This is a genomic window from Rhizobium sp. SEMIA 4085 (assembly GCF_013004495.1).
Taxonomy (GTDB): Bacteria; Pseudomonadota; Alphaproteobacteria; order Rhizobiales; family Rhizobiaceae; genus Rhizobium; species Rhizobium gallicum.
In genome coordinates this window covers 1-15633 of the sequence record NZ_JABEPH010000114.1, presented here as the reverse complement: position 1 = coordinate 15633, position 15633 = coordinate 1, and the positions used below count along the sequence as shown (strand labels likewise).

Sequence of the window (15633 nt, the reverse complement as noted above, 5' to 3'; positions counted from 1 at the left end):
TTCGGCCTCTGCGTATTCCTTGGACTGCGTGATCCCCATCATGTAGCCCGACACGGCCAGCACGCAGAACAGATTGTAGCCGAAGAGCACGAACCAGGGACTGAGTTGACCTGCCAGGCGCGTCCGCGACGTGCGCTGGACGACGTGGAAGGACGTCGCGATCAGCGCGTTGCCGCCGAAGCCGAAGATCACTCCTGTGGTGTGCGTGGGTCTCAGCCGCCCGAAACTGGACCAACCGGCGTCGAATGCGAGGTCGGGCCATGCAAGCTGCGCCGCCACCCAAACGCCCATGAACATCCCGAACACAGCCCAGGCCATGGAAAGAACGATGCCGACCTTGATGGGATCGTCGTAGTACGACGCCTCCCGGTCCTCTACCACTTCAGGCTCGAAGAGCGAGGACATGACGAGGTAGAGAAGGCTGCCCGCAAACAGCATTACGATCACACCGTGGACCCCAAGGGCGTCAGACCGCCCGACCGCGGCCATGGTCATACCGGCGATCGCCACGGCTAGCGTGATGGCGGCGGCGTGCTGGCGTTCCGAGGTGGTGAGCCGCGTGATCATTCTCTATCCTCCCGCGCCGTGCAATTCATCGCGGCACCTCCCGCAACCGTCGCGGACATCGAAGGCGCCATACGAATAATGCGCGCGCGATATCGGAAAGTGTTGCCATTGAATACAAGACGCCTCGGAGGCGTCCTTGACAACCCCCCTCGGTTATCGCGCCGGAGGAATAGCGCGCCCGCCCCCTCGCAGCCGGCGATATTTTTATGGGCAATCTACACGGGCTTCTGGCCTCGCCGCCGAGTGGATTGTGGCGGCAAGTGGCGCGAGCCACGATCGAAAAAATGGGCGCGCGCTGGGCGATCGAGGTCGGCTCGGCACCCGTCCTGTCCGCCAGCCAATCACAAATCTCGGCAAGACCGCCGCCTCCATGCCAAACCCAGCGCTCCCCGACGTGCTCCCCGCGCGTCTGGGCGGCGGGGCTGGCATTCTTCCTGTAATTTACAGGATGTTACGAGCACGCGCCTTCGTCGTCGCGTAGTCTCTCCTGGTCATTGACAAGGCTTCGTCGGGCGCGCTGACGGACAACAGGCTGGGATTGGGCGACCGGATCCTCGCGGCAACGACGGGAACGGCGGCAGCGGCGGGCAACGCCGCAGGGCTGATCCTTGCCGCTCCGTCGCGGTCGTCGACCGGGACACACGGGGCAGCTATGCCAGCGAGGCCAGCGCTCTCACCGGGCCGAGCAGACGGCCGCATGTGGTGCCCGCCTGCGGAAGCAGGAGCGCTTCGGAGATCGATTGTCGGCGTTAGCACGCTCCGACAGTCGCGCGGTTCGTTTCTGGATTGGGAACTTTCCATGCATTTACTATCAACGATTACCTCGGTTCGAACCGTCCTCTTGGCGGTGATGGTGACCGTTGCCGCTGTCTTGACCGGTTCGCCTGCAGTATCCCAGGTGCCGATGGCGAGAGACTTGCCCCCCGAAAGCGTTCAGCAGTTCATAGCGCTTTCTGCCGACCCTGCCGTTCAGAAATGGCTTCAGCAACAGGCAGCCGCCGCAAAGACCGACGCCGCTTTCGCCCAACCCGCGCAGACGAAAGTCTCCTTTGCAGAGTTCACGACCCGGTTTCGTCAGCATGTTTCCAGTCTCCTGACCGCGGCGGGTTCGTTGCATTCCGAGATCATGGCTGCCGTAGCAGTGCTCGAACGTGAAATCCAGGCAAATGGCGGAACCCGGCCCGTATTCCTGCTCGTAGCTTTCGTCGTCGCGGGCCTTGGCGCACAATGGCTGTTCCGGAAGATCAGCACCGGATGGCGATCTTGGATAGAACGTGCACCCCTAATCACCGTTCGCGACCGCGTTACCGTCGTAGGCGCGAGACTGCTGTGGGCCGCATGCTACGTCCTTTCCTTTGCCCTCGGCAGTATCGGCTTCTTCCTTGCCTTCGAGTGGCCTCCCCTCGTCAGGGAAATCGTCGTAGGCTACCTCTTCGCCGTCGTCGTCTTCCGCCTTGCCGACATGGTGTTCGATGTCCTGCTTGATCCCGGAGCTGCCACCAATGACGAACCACCAGGATTTCGCGTCATACCGCTGACGGCTCAGGCTGCCATTCACTGGGCAAGACGCCTGAGCTACCTGGTGGGATGGTTTGCATTCGGCTGGGTGACAGTCCGGCTACTCGGAGCTCTCGGCTTTTCGGTGCCTTCGCGGCAGCTTGTGGCCTACGCGCTTGGGGTCGTGCTCCTCGTCATTGCGATCGAAGGCCTATGGCGGCGTCCACATGTTGTGCCGGGAGTGGAGGCGACAGGCCGCATCGGGCGCAAGTTCCGGAACTGGCTCTGGACCGCCTACTTCATAGGGGGGTGGGCGCTGTGGGTTGCCGGAGCGATGAAACTCTTTTGGATCGTCGTCGTGTGCGCCGCACTGCCGGGCGTGCTCGCGCTCAGCAAGGCCTCCATAGCCAATGTCCTCAGGTCTCCCGGCTCGCAGAATGCAAAGGAAAGGGCCACTGTCGCCTCGGTGCTCGTGGAGCGCGGCATCCGCGCGGCCCTGATCGTCGGAGCCATCCTTCTGCTCGCCAAAGCGCTCGACGTCGAATTCGCCGGCGTGACGATGCAGGACACGCCAGTACTCCGGATCGTGCGCGGGATACTGAGCGCAGGTATCGTTCTTATGGCGATCGACCTCGCCTGGAACGTGTTGAGCGTCCTTATCGACCGGAAGCTCGGCGACACCAACACGGTCTACGAAGCGGGAAGCGAGAAGGAGCGCCGACGCACACGGGTGAGAACTCTTCTGCCGATCCTGCGGAACGTTCTGATGATCCTGTTCGTCGCGGTGGCCATCATGATGGCGCTTTCCTCTCTGGGCGTGGAGATCGCGCCGCTGATCGCCGGTGCCGGCGTCGTCGGCGTCGCCATCGGCTTCGGAGCGCAGACAGTCGTCAAGGACATCATCAGCGGCATGTTTTATCTGCTCGACGACGCCTTTAGGGTCGGCGAATACATCCAGAGCGGAAACTACAAGGGCAGTGTCGAGTCCTTCAGCCTCAGATCGGTCAAGCTGAGGCATCATCGCGGCGCAGTCTATATCGTGCCGTTCAGCGAGCTTGGGGCCATTCAGAACATGAGCCGGGACTGGGTGATCGAGAAGCTGACGATCACAGTGACCTACGACGCCGACGTCGAGAAGGCACGCAAGATCATCAAGAAGATTGGCCAGGAACTCTCCGTCGACCCGGAGTTCAAGGCAGTCACCATCGAACCTCTGAAGATGCAGGGTATCGAAAGCTTTGGAGACTCCGGCCTTCTCCTGCGGATGAAGTTCATGACGCTCCCCGGAGAGCAGTTCACTCTGAAGCGGCGGGCGCTGCGGATGATCCATCAGGCCTTCCACGAAGCGGGAATTAGAATCGCGGTTCCAACGGTCCAGGTCGCGGGCGAGAAGACGGCGGATGTGGCCGCCGCGGCGCAGCAGGCCTTGACGGCTCATAAAGAGGCGGTGGCAGCCGGTGCCGGCTGAATGACCGACAAAGGCTCGTCTACGATGGGCGAGACGGGGTATAAAGAAAGGAGACTTCGATGGCGCAATCTGTTCATCCGGCCGCGATTGATCACGTGCCAGGCTTTATTACAGAGCCAGGGCAGACCGACTATCTCTTCAATGGCGTTGCCATTTTTCTGATTGTTGCCGTTCTCGTGATTGGCAACCTTTACTTCAAGCTTCATGCCGTTCCCGAACGCATGGCGCATCGCACCAACAAGGTGCAAATGGAAGTCGTGGCCGTCCTGGTGCTCATCTCGCTCTTCACGCACAACCATCTCTATTGGATTGCCGGCCTGCTGCTGGCGTTCGTTCGCATTCCCGACTTTACGAGTCCGCTCTACTCAATCGCGCAATCGCTGGCGAAGCTTGCCGGCCGTGATCCTGAAACCAGCGGTGATCCCGCATTGAAAATCGCTGAGCCGGTAGTGCCGGTCGAAGCGAAGTCAAAGACCGGTGTGCACGGAGAGGGAGTCTGATCCATGTTCGAGTTGCTGCTCTGCTCTATGCTCACCATCTTACCGGACTACCTTTATCGACGCTATGTTCAGGACAAGCGGATCGGTCGCGAAATCACGCTTTACAGTGTGTGGTACGAGTTGCGCTGGGGTATTTCCGCCTGCCTGATCCTCACCATTTCGCTGATCACCATGATCTTCTATTTCCATCCATCGACCAAGAATGTCACGGCGATATTCCGCACGGTGACGATCCTGCCGGAAACGATCGGTCGCGTCGACGAAGTCTATGTCGGCGTCAACGAGAAGGTGGTCGCCGGTGCACCGCTGTTTCGCCTGGACGACTCGCTGCAGAAAGCCGCGCTGGAGACGGCCCGTCGAAAGATCGAGGAAATCGATGCGGAATCCAAGGTGGCTCAAACCGAAATGGTCGCTGCGGATGGCCAGATCCAGGAGGCCGAGGGCGCCCTTCAGGTGGCGGTCGACGAATACGAGATGAAGTCCCAGTTGTTGAAGAACGATGCCGTTGCCCGAAGGGAAGTAGTCCGTCTGGCTAACACCGTCGATAGCCGCAAAGGTGCGGCGAGTGCCGTGCTCGCCAACAAGCAGACCCTGGAAGCCAAGATCAATATTTTGTTGCCGGCACAAAAGGCAAGCGCCGAAGCTGCGCAGGCGCAAGCCCAGGTGGAACTGGACAAGACCCTCGTTCGGGCCGGTGTTGCTGGAACCGTGCAGCAGTTCACGCTGCGTCCGGGCGATGTCCTCAACACGATGTTGCGTCCGGCTGGCATTCTCGTTCCTGCGGAAGCGGGACGAGGCACCTTAATCGCCGGTTTCGGGCAGATCGAAGCACAGGTGATGAAGCGGGGGATGATCGCCGAAGCGACCTGCATCGGAAAGCCGTTCACAATCATTCCGCTGGTCGTGACTGACGTTCAGGATGTGATCGCGGCCGGACAGTTACGTCCGACGGATCAACTTATCGATGTCCAGCAAATGGCGCAGCCGGGAACCTTGACGGTGTTCCTGCAGCCGCTCTTTCCTGGAGAACTCGATGACATCCCGCCGGGCAGCAGTTGCATCGCCAACGCCTACACGAACAATCACGAGGCGCTCGCCGACGAGAATATCAGCACGATGCGATGGCTATTCCTGCATGCCGTGGACGCCGTCGGGCTCGTGCACGCCATGATCTTGAGGATGCAAGCGATGCTCCTTCCCGTGCAGACCCTGGTATTCTCGGGCGGCCACTGAGCACGCTCTGAAGAGAAAGGACATCGCTTTCACCCAGGCGTGGCGTCCTGGGAAAGGCCACCGCAGCGGAAGCAGCCGGCGAGGCAGGCGCTGCATTCGCATACGGAAAAAAAGCTATCGGGGCGGAAGCTGCGGCGATCTACGCAGCAGCTACCACACTATAGAAATCGCCCGCCAAGGGACGCGACGAACCTGGCGCTCTCTGCGGTGGCCCACTCCGGTAGTCGCCGGCACGATGGTGAGGAGGGCGCGAAGCCGCCGAACAAGCGTTTGCGCTCGAGTCCGTCCCGACCACTACCTCACTTCTTCGACCTCCCCCCGTTTCCAGGAGTTGTCGACACTATCTCGACTCATGTCGTTCGACCTGCGTTGGAGGACATATTCGCAGGCGTGCCCTGGGACTTTTCACGCGCGGCCGACATCGCCCCGGCCTGCTTGGATGAGATCGGCGGTCACCCCTTCGAACCTGGCCCCCGCCCCTCGCTCTTGCCTAGAGCCTCGGCGACCTCGGAAACGATGTGGTCGACCAGTTCCTGCCATTCGCGTTTCCGCTCTTCCCATTGCGCCACCGTCTTATCCCGGACACCGGCCAGCGCCCGCTCGGCGTCGGCCAGATCTGCGCAGAGATCGCAGAAATCCTCGCTCCTCCCCATCAGTCTTCGGATTGCCAGTTCTGCCTGCGGAAACCGTCGCGCCGCAGCCGAGAATGCCTGCTCTTTGCGAGTCACGTCGTCATTCGTTGCCATCGCGTCACCGTTGATGGGAGATTAGGTGAGACCCTGCCGGTGGCGTAGAGAACTGCTGTAGTTTACGTGGTGTATCTGAATCAGACCCGGAAGCCGGCTCGATGTCGACATCGCAAATCGAATATTAGCAGTCGCTATTGCGCCAAGCGCGTAGTATACAGCTTCAAGTTGGACGATGCGGGCGAATGCTCCAAGTCTGCGTGCGCTGGGGGGTGCCGTGACTCATGCTGGTGCGTCAGAAGCGGTAGACATGCGGCCCCCCGAAGTGGTCTGCCGCGAGCAGATTTCGCGTATCCAGCAAAGCGTCGATTTTCACGCGACCCAAAGGGAACATCGATTTCTCGAATACGTGGTCGAGGAGAGCCTTTCGGGACGAGGCGAACGGATAAAGGCATATTCCGTTGCCGTGGAAGTGTTCGGACGGGATACTACGTTCGACCCGCAAAACGATCCGATCGTTCGCATCGCCGCCAGGCACCTCCGCCGATCCTTAGAACGCTACTACCTGACTGCCGGACAGGCAGATCCCGTGGTTGTTGGTATTCCCAAGGGAAGCTACGTACCCACGTTCTCCATGCGGATCCCGCGTGATGGCATTGGTTCCGTCGTCGCGGTAGAGGAGAATCCCACGCAGCCATTCTCGCTCGAGCAGACGGAAGCATCGAACGTCCGGGCGAGCGACCCTCCGAGCTCGGACGATGTCCGCGGCCAGCTTCAGCGGATCGTCTCAAGCCCTGAATTTCCCAAGGTGGGGCGGGCGGGAGCCTTCCTTAATTACATCGTCGAGGAAACGCTTGCCGGGCGTGGACACCGGATCAAGGGCTATTCGATTGCAATCGAGGTGTTCAAGCGACCCGACAGCTTCACCCAGGACGATCCTGTCGTGCGGATCGAGGCAGGCACGCTGCGGCGGGCTCTCGAACGCTACTATCTGGTGGCTGGCCGGAAGGATCCGGTAAGGATCGATATTCCCAAGGGCGGATACGTTCCGACTTTTGCCCGGAACGAAGCAGCACCGCCGGAACCCGTCAAGTCGAAAGCCGCACCGCCGCCTGAAGCGTTTGGTCGGCAGGCAGCCGCGTTGTGGCGCGTGAGATGGCCGGTTCTGGGTGCTCTCACGGTCGTTGCCGGCCTCGTGGGATCAGCCTATTGGCTCCCCGAGCGACATATGCCCGATATGCCGCTTCTCGATCGTCCAACCTTGGTGGTCGCACCGTTCACGAATCTTGGGGACGGGCCGAATGCCGAGCTTTATGCGCAAGGGTTGACGGAAGAACTCCTGACAGCCCTTCCGCGCTTCAAGGAAATCAAGGTGGTCGGACGTGAAACGTCGGCATCACTCCCGCCGGGCGTTAGTATGTCGCGGATCAAGGATGAACTCGGGGCGCGGTATCTGCTGAACGGTAGCATGCGGACCTCTGGCAGCCGCATTCGAGTGACGGCACGTCTTCTCGACACCTTGGACGGCTCCATCGTCTGGTCCGAGGACTACGAGAACGACCTGCAGACTCGTGATCTGTTCGCGATTCAGATGGCTGTCGCAAACAAGGTCGCCGCAACGATCGCGCAACCCTACGGCATCATGGCGCAGGTTGCTTCAGCAAAACCTCCCCCCGACGATCGTCGTGCGTACGACTGCACATTGAATTTCTATGCCTACCGTGCCGAGCTGAGCGTCGAGCGTCATGCGGACGTCAGGGCGTGTCTGGAGCGGGTCGTGGCCCGATATCCGAGCTATGCAACCGCCTGGGCGATGCTGTCCATCCTCTATCTGGACGAGGAACGGTTCAAGTTCAACTCGAGAACCGACGCGCCCCAGCCTATGCAGCGCGCGCTTCAGGCAGCGCGACGCGCAATCCAGCTCGATCCGGATAACATCCGCGCCCTTCAGGCGTTGATGACGGCATTGTTCTTCAACCAGCAATTTGCCGAGGCCATGCGCATAGGGGAGCAGGCGCTTGCGACGAACCCCAACGACACCGAGCTCATGGGTGAACTCGGAACCCGACTGGCGATGGGTGGGCAATGGCAGCGCGGCGCGGCGCTTCTGGACAAGGCGCTGGCTCTTAACCCAGGTGCAGCCGGTTACTATCACGGAACCCGCGCACTCGCCGCCTTTATGCTTGGAGACTATCCGGCGGCAGTCGCTGGAATCGGACGGGCGGATCTACAGAAGTGTTCGCTTTTTCATATCGTGGCGGCGATCATTTATGCGGAGGCGGGGATGTCGAAGGACGCCCGCCGAGCGGGAGAGACCTTCATGAAGATGCGTCCGGACTTCGTTCCGAACATTGCGGCCGAGCTCAGTATCAGAAATATCCAGCCAAGGGATCAACTGCGCTTGATCATGACGATGCGCAAGGCGGGAATCCCGGTTCCAGATGGCGTGGAAGCCGCCATCGCTGATCAGAACGCGGCGCCGCGATAGCCCGGCCCCTTGTAAACTACAGGATATGGAAACCGTGGCGATCGCACCTGCGGCCGAGGGATCGACCACTTCAAAGGTGCGATTTCCTTTTGCAGGGACCCATTCGCCGCCGATGAACAATTGCGTAGGAGCGTTGCGGACTACAGCAGCCGAGGCCGAGAGGCGAGCGGGGTTGTTTCTTGTGCGGGGTTGATTTCACGTTCAGCACCATTCTGCACCAATTTTGGTTTTAACACGCTATCAATTTAAGATTGGTCTTGCCATTGGTGTCAACGTGGATCAATTTGGTTGCGGTAATTATTGGCGAGGCTGATGAGCGTGGTATTGAAGGATTTCATCGAGGCGGAAGGTCTGGAGCCCGGGGATCGATTACCGCCTGAGCGCGACCTGGCGCTCAAACTCGGGCTGCCCCGCACCGCACTTCGACGGATGCTTGCATCTCTGGAGAAGGAGGGCCGCCTTATCAGGCATGTGGGCCGGGGGACATTTATCGCTGGCAGCGGGATAAGCTCGACGGCGCTGCGTCGCCCGCCAGGCAGTACGGGAGACGCGTTGCGCACCTATCCGGCCGAAGTTTTCGAGGCTCGGCTGATCATGGAACCCAAGATCGCTGCCTTGGCGGCGTTACGGGCGACCACGCAGGAAATCGACGAAATGCAGAAATCGATCGATCGGGGCAACGCGGCGGGAACCCTGGTCGAATTCGAGAAATGGGACGCTGTCTTTCACCGCATCATCGTCGAGGCCGCCCGAAACGGTCTTCTCGCCTCGCTCTATGAGGGTATTCACGTGGTACGGGCGGGAAATCTCTGGGGGAAAATGAAGGAGCAGTCACTCACCCCTGAGCGCATGAAGGCCTATATCGCGAAGCATCAGGCCATTCTTGAAGCCATCAAAGATCGGGACAGTGGGGCAGCCGAGCTAAATATGTACGACCACATCGTCGAAGCCAGAAAAAACATACTTGGCCCAAACACCTGATTTGGGCGATCCGACAGTGAACGCGTGTTGTCGCGTCGTCAGGTTCGGACAGGACCGGCTTCTTGGACTGAAAAGGATATTGCCGGAGGGCGAGATCGCAGTTCTGGCAGCGATCGGACCACAGCCTCCCAATTTTTCAATGCCGTGAAGGGGCGCTTGCTTGCAGCCTTCGGGTCGCACCGACGGCGAACATCGATCCGGAACGGCGCTTCCCCTTAATGTTCGAGCCGAGGTCGTGGTTTCACCCGAGCCTATGTCTTCGTCTTTCGAGGGTCGCCGCTGCCGGCGATCGTATTTGACGATGCCGACATCACTGTGCATCGCCGGCGGTGTTCCTTCAGTTGCTGCGCAAGCGTTCCCGCGGCCGAGTGGACGATGCATTTCGGCATGCCCGTCTTGCCCGAGGAAAACAGGATGACCAGCGGATGGGAGAACGGCAAGCGGCACTGAGCTGTGGCTCCAGCAACGTCACCTTCTTGCCGACATCATTGCGTCGGCGGATCAGTTTCCTTCGGCCCACGTCCCAATCAACATGGTCATGAAGCGCTCGGCTGCCGGCGAAAGCGTCCCGCCGCGACGGCGCACAATGCCGATCGTTCGCGAGATTTGAGGATTGCGAATAGGTCTCGTGACGAGGAACGGGTGCTCTTCCTGCGGTGTGGCGAGTTTCGGCAGAACCGAAATTCCAAGCCCGGCTTCCACGAGACCAAGTGACGTCGAAAGATGCGTGACTTCATAGGACCAGCGCAGTTTCAGGTTCGATTTCGCCAATGCTGCATCCAGAAGCGTACGATTGCCGCTGGATCGGTGAACCGTGATCAGCTGATAGGGCGCCAGATCGTCCCATTCGAGTTCGCGCTTCGCCGCCAGCGGATGATCCTTGCGTGCCGCAAGCACGAATGGATCTTCGATGAGCCGGTCGAAGACAAGGTCGGGATCTGAAAAGCCCATGATATTGATGCCGAACTCGACCTCCCCGCGGGCGACTGCTTGCAGACCGTCGGTGGCCGGCAAATCGAGAATGCGAAAACGTATATTGGGATATTCGGCGCTGAACTGCTTGATGACGGTCGGCAAAAAATAGAAAGCAGCCGTCGGTAAGCACGCGATCGTCACCAGGCCGCTGCGCTGGGACCCGACATCGCGAACTGCAAACAGCGACGTATCGAACTCTTCGAGCATTCGTCGCACCAACGGGATCAGTTCCGCCCCAAGCGCAGTTGTCGAGACATGGCGCGTCGTGCGCTCGAGCAAGGGCGCCCCGATTGCCAACTCGAGCTTCTGAATCCGCCGGCTGAGTGCCGGCTGGGAAAGATTAAGCGCTTCGGCAGAGCGGTGGAAATTCTCCAGTTCGACGACCGATAAAAACGCGCGCAAATCCAATATCTCGCAATTAATGCTCATGGCGCATCATTCCCTCTGATATTCGCATTTCACATATCAATCATTTTGCCGCTTACTGCAACAAAGAAGCTGATTGATCAGTAAATCACATCAGCAAGCGAGCGCAACCATGAACGACCTGATTTCCATTCCCTGTGTTCTGATGCGAGGCGGCACGTCCAAGGGGCCGTTCTTTCTCGCATCCGATCTTCCGTCGGATGCGCGTCAACGAGATCAAATCCTGCTTTCGGTCATGGGCTCCGGTCACCCATTGCAGATCGATGGAATCGGCGGTGGCAATCCGGTCACCAGCAAGGTCGCCATCGTTGGTCCACCAACCGTACCGGATGCCGATGTGGATTATTTGTTCGCCCAGGTCCGCATCGATCAGCAATTCGTCGATACCTCTCCCAACTGCGGAAACATGCTGGCAGCCGTCGGGCCGTTCGCGATCGAGGCTGGATTGGTCAAATCGACGACCAGCGTAACCCGCGTGCGTATACACAACGTCAATACCGGCAAACTGATCGAAGCCGAGGTTCCGACCCCCGATGGCCGTGTCGCCTATTTGGGAGATGCTTCGATCGATGGTGTGCCCGGCAATGCCGCACCGATCGCCCTGACCTTCATGGATGCTGCCGGGGCACGCACAGGCAAGCTTTTTCCCACCGGCAACCCGCGCGACATGATCGATGGCATCGACGTCACTTGCATCGATTGCGCGATGCCGATGATGCTGCTCGAGGCCGCCGCCCTCGGCGTGACTGGCAATGAATCAACCGCCGAATTCAATGCCAACGGTGCATTGCTCCAGCGGCTCGAAACTCTGAGGCTCGAGGCCGGCCGGCGCATGGGTATGGGTGACGTCAGCAATCAGGTCACGCCAAAGCCGGTTCTGATCTCCAAGCCTGACAAAGGTGGCGACCTCGGCGTGCGCTATTTCATGCCACATCAGTGCCACCCGTCTCTCGCAACAACCGGTGCGGTCGGTATTGCCACAGCCTGCATCAGCGGCGGAACCGTCGCCTCGCGGCTGATCGGCGACCGCAAGCCACCGGTCGTTCTCGTTCTGGAGCATCCAAGCGGTCACCTGGACGTGAAACTGGATGCCCGCGACGGCAAGACAGCTGCAGGAATCCTGCGGACGGCCCGGCGCCTCTTCGAGGGTCACGTCTTTGCAAAACCTATCGCGCAAATGGTTTGCGCTGCATAATCGAGTGGTTGCCGGGAGGGCGCCACGGATCAGGGAGGAATACACATGCGCAAACTCATACTCACCCTTGCCGCAACCGTCGCTTTTGCCGGTTCGGCTTTTGCTGAACCCGTCCGCATCAGCGTCGGATCCTACAACCTCAACAACCTGCCCTTCCCGGTCGCAGCTGGCCTAGGTCTCTACGAGAAGGAAGGTCTTGAGGTGACCGTCGAAAACTTCGCCTCTGGCGGCTCCAAGACGCTGCAGGCACTTGTTGCCGGCTCGACGGATATCGCTGTCGGCTTTTACGACCATACGATCCAGATGCAGTCGCAGAACAAGGCGGTCGTCGGCTTCGTACAGCTTGCGCGCAATTCTGGCCTGGTTCTGGCCGGCGGGAAAGACTCGTCCTTCGATCCGGCCAAGCCGGAAACGATCAAGGGCGCGAAGATCGGCATCACCGCACCAGGTTCATCCTCGGACTTCTTTGTCCGCTATTATCTGCAGCGCAACAATCTTTCGGCCGACGACATCTCGTTGATCGGCGTTGGCTCAGGCGCAGCCGCAGTCGCGGCGCTCGAGCAGGGGAAAGTTGATCTATTGGTCAACTACGATCCGGCAGCAACCTTTATCGAAGCCAAGGGGGTCGGCAAGATTTTGATCGACGCCCGCAGTGACGAGGGTGCCAAGCAGATCTATGGCGGCATCTACCCGACCTCCGTCCTCTATGCGACGCAGGTCTATATCGATGAGAACCCGGAAACCATCCAGAAGGTCACGAACGCGACCGTCAAGGCATTGGCCTGGATGAACACACATAGCGCTGAAGAGATCGTCGAAAAACTGCCGAAAGAATTCATTTCCGGCGACCGCGACACCTACGTGAAGGCCGTCCAGAATGCCAAACCGATCTTCTCGGTGGACGGCAAATTCAGCGAGGTCGACACGCAGACGCCGTTGGCCGTTCTCAAGAGCTTCAACGAAAAGGTTGCTGCCGCAACAATTGATCTTTCCAAAACCTACACGAACGCTTTCGTGGACAAGGTGACGGATAAGACCACCAACTGATCCTAGGAGGAGGCCATGTCTTTGGCTGTCGTAAATCCCATGTCTATCCCGACGGGACAGCAAAACGCAAAGTCGATGGTATCGATCGATGCCGTGACAATGTCGTTTGGTGCCTACGTCGCGGTGCAGGACGTCAATCTGACGGTTGACGATGGCGAGTTTCTCGCCATCGTCGGCCCAACCGGTTGCGGCAAGAGCACCATTTTGAACGCGATCGCAGGCCTTCTGAAACCCGCGAGCGGAACGAGGTCGATCGATAGTGCGCCGGTAAAGGGCGTCCATAACGACATCGGCTATCTCTTCCAGCAGGATGCGCTGCTCCCGTGGAAGACATCCATTGAGAATGTCGAACTCGGCCTGATGTTCAGGGGTGTTGCAGCAGCCGAGCGGCGCGAGCGTTCGATGAGCTGGCTTGCAAAAGTCGGGCTCAAGGGCTTCGAACACCGCTATCCGCACCAACTGTCCGGCGGCCAGCGCAAACGTGTCCAGATGGCGCAAGCCCTCATTGCCGGTCCGAAGGTCATCCTCATGGATGAGCCCTTCTCCGCGCTCGACATCCACACGCGGCACCTCATGCAGAATGAATTGCTGCGCCTTTGGCAGGAAGAACGTCGCGCCGTGGTCATGATCACGCACGACCTCGAAGAGGCGATCGCGCTTGGAGACCGCGTCGCCATTCTGGCCGCCGGCCCCCGTTCGAGGGTCATCGAAAGTTTCCCGGTCGATCTCGAGCGGCCACGGGATGTGGCTGAGATCAAACTCAATCCACGCTTTATGGATCTGTATCGCAATATCTGGGCTTCCCTGCGCGGCGAAGTGGAGAAAAGCTATGAACGTCGTGACTGAACGCATCATCCAGCTCGGGATGCTGGTTTTTATCCTCGGCGGCTGGCAGCTCGGCGTAACCGCCGGCCTCATCGATGTCTTCTTCTTTCCAGCGCCGATCGACATCTTCAACCAAATCGTCAGCTGGATTGTTGACCCCAGCTTCTATCGTCATGTGTCAATCACACTGACGGAGACCGTCCTGGGTTATGTCATTGGTACCGGATTGGGCGTCGCGGCAGGCGTATGGCTTGGCCTGAGCCGCAGCGCGGCGCGGATTCTGGACCCCTTCATCAAGGGCCTGAACGCTATTCCGCGCGTCGTGCTTGCACCGATTTTCGTGCTTTGGCTTGGACTCGGCCTCTGGTCGAAGGTGGCGCTTGCGGTAACGCTTGTTTTTTTCATCACCTTCTTCAACGCGATGCAGGGCGTGCGCGAAGTCAATCCGGTGGTCCTCGCAAATGCAAGGATCCTCGGGGCCAAACGTTCCGATCTGTTGCGGCACGTCTATTTCCCCGCAGCGGCAAGCTGGATCCTTTCCTCGCTTCGCACGTCTGTCGGCTTCGCAGTGGTCGGCGCCATCATCGGCGAATATCTCGGCTCCTCCGCAGGCCTCGGTTATCTGATCGCGCAGGCGGAAGGCAACTTCGACGCGGTCGGCGTGTTCGCTGGCATCATCATCCTGGCCATGTTCGTGCTCATCATCGACCGAATTCTCGATGTACTGGAAGGCCGGCTTATCAAGTGGAGACCGAACGCCGCGGAAGAGAGAGCGGCGTAACTAACCGGATCCAGTTTTCATATGAGTGGTATTGGGGGTGCCGCCATTGGCACCCATTTTTTTCGGCCTTGAGTTCGAACGCATGACCGGCACCCCATTGAGGTGATCGATCAAAGTGCTAAAATCGTAGGCGTTTCGTGACTGCTATGTTTGGCGATGGCGTGCACTTTCGGAAACACCGCAAGCCGGACGTTTATCCGCGCTCAGGGCGCATTCCTGATGGCCGACGAGGTAAAAGCTCTTGCAGAGCTATAATCCTTCTCCCGTATCATCCCGGAGCGATGGCAAAGCCCTAAAATTCTCATTCGTCGAAGGGGGCGTCCGCGATAAGATCAACCGACGACGGAGCCCTGTATCCAGCCACCAGACGCTCGCCAAAATCCAGGACGAGGTTCGCCACTGGATAGGATGCATCAGGCCATGCTGACTTCCGATAACTAGCGCTTATCGTAAGTCAGCCATCTCGGTCAATTTTCTTCCCATCCCTAGCAGCAACCACTCACCGAGATAGGCCAGCGCCAATGCTCCCAGTTAAGCGGGACTTGAATTCCCCGGATGCAGACCGAGTTCGCGTTCCGCGCGCTCCAGACCCAGCCGAGCCGCTCTCTCCATGTCCGCACGCCACCAAGCTTGAGATAGACGCATGTCAACAGAACATCAGAGTGGTAGTCGTCGGACCGCACCTGCGCAGCCCTCTCGAAAAGCTCGGCAGCTCTTTCGAAGTCGCCCTGTTCGAAAAAGAAACGCGCGAAGAAATAGTTTGCCTCGTGCAAATCAGCGGCATTAGGTAGCAAACGCCACCAAACTCTAATTAAATTACTGAATCAAAACACAATTTTCAGCATCGAATAGATCGGATTGGCATCGATAGCGCTGATAGGTCGGCTGGTGGCTGCGACACAGCCGACGTCGGGCAGAAAGATTGGAGCGAGGTACGGTGCGCGGGAGCCGTCCCAGTGAATGC

Annotated in this window: 12 protein-coding genes; 9 read left to right on the top strand and 3 right to left on the bottom strand. The window is 59.3% G+C overall.

Going from position 1 to position 15633, the window contains the following annotated elements:
- Positions 1-564, bottom strand: a 564-nt coding sequence (locus C9413_RS13755; protein ID WP_170250558.1) for a cbb3-type cytochrome c oxidase subunit I, incomplete at its 3' end; no start/stop codon positions are given.
- Positions 565-1366: 802 nt separating this feature from the next.
- Here C9413_RS13755 and C9413_RS13750 point away from each other — a divergent pair.
- From C9413_RS13750 to C9413_RS13740, 3 genes are read left to right on the top strand one after another with little or no spacing between them, the layout of a single operon-like run.
- Positions 1367-3532, top strand: coding sequence for a mechanosensitive ion channel family protein (locus C9413_RS13750; RefSeq protein ID WP_170250555.1), 2166 nt, complete (start codon positions 1367-1369; stop codon positions 3530-3532).
- A gap of 59 nt (positions 3533-3591) precedes the next feature.
- Positions 3592-4032, top strand: coding sequence for a hypothetical protein (locus tag C9413_RS13745; RefSeq protein ID WP_039845893.1), 441 nt, complete (start codon positions 3592-3594; stop codon positions 4030-4032).
- A 3-nt stretch (positions 4033-4035) separates the two neighbouring features.
- Entirely contained in the window at positions 4036-5265 is a 1230-nt protein-coding gene (locus tag C9413_RS13740; RefSeq protein ID WP_039845894.1) for an HlyD family secretion protein, read from the top strand.
- Between the two features lie 452 nt (positions 5266-5717).
- Here the strand turns inward: C9413_RS13740 and C9413_RS13735 are convergent, their stop codons facing one another.
- Entirely contained in the window at positions 5718-6011 is a 294-nt protein-coding gene (locus C9413_RS13735) for a hypothetical protein (protein ID WP_039845895.1), read from the bottom strand.
- 250 nt (positions 6012-6261) lie between these two features.
- On the opposite strand from C9413_RS13735, the gene C9413_RS13730 reads away from it, so the two are divergent.
- Both C9413_RS13730 and C9413_RS13725 read left to right on the top strand, forming a co-directional pair.
- Positions 6262-8439, top strand: a complete 2178-nt coding sequence (locus tag C9413_RS13730) for a tetratricopeptide repeat protein (protein WP_223843953.1) — start codon at positions 6262-6264, stop codon at positions 8437-8439.
- 312 nt (positions 8440-8751) lie between these two features.
- Positions 8752-9420: an FCD domain-containing protein gene (locus C9413_RS13725; RefSeq protein ID WP_039845897.1), complete on the top strand. Its 669-nt coding sequence runs from the start codon at positions 8752-8754 to the stop codon at positions 9418-9420.
- 501 nt (positions 9421-9921) lie between these two features.
- Here the strand turns inward: C9413_RS13725 and C9413_RS13720 are convergent.
- Positions 9922-10824, bottom strand: a complete 903-nt coding sequence (locus C9413_RS13720; protein ID WP_039845899.1) for a LysR family transcriptional regulator — start codon at positions 10822-10824, stop codon at positions 9922-9924.
- 109 nt (positions 10825-10933) lie between these two features.
- Between C9413_RS13720 and C9413_RS13715 the strand changes: the two genes are divergently transcribed.
- The 4 genes from C9413_RS13715 (at position 10934) to C9413_RS13700 (ending at position 14669) form a co-directional block, all read left to right on the top strand.
- A complete protein-coding gene (locus tag C9413_RS13715; protein ID WP_039845900.1) occupies positions 10934-12016 on the top strand; it encodes a 4-oxalomesaconate tautomerase in 1083 nt (360 codons plus the stop codon).
- 45 nt (positions 12017-12061) lie between these two features.
- Positions 12062-13063: an ABC transporter substrate-binding protein gene (locus C9413_RS13710; RefSeq protein WP_039845901.1), complete on the top strand. Its 1002-nt coding sequence runs from the start codon at positions 12062-12064 to the stop codon at positions 13061-13063.
- Positions 13064-13138: 75 nt separating this feature from the next.
- Positions 13139-13909 carry an ABC transporter ATP-binding protein gene (locus C9413_RS13705; protein WP_170250556.1) on the top strand — a complete coding sequence of 257 codons (771 nt, stop codon included), beginning with the start codon at positions 13139-13141 and terminating at the stop codon, positions 13907-13909.
- A complete protein-coding gene (locus tag C9413_RS13700) occupies positions 13893-14669 on the top strand; it encodes an ABC transporter permease (RefSeq protein WP_039845903.1) in 777 nt (258 codons plus the stop codon). Before C9413_RS13705 ends, C9413_RS13700 begins: the two co-directional genes overlap by 17 nt.
- The last annotated feature ends 964 nt before the right edge of the window (positions 14670-15633 follow it).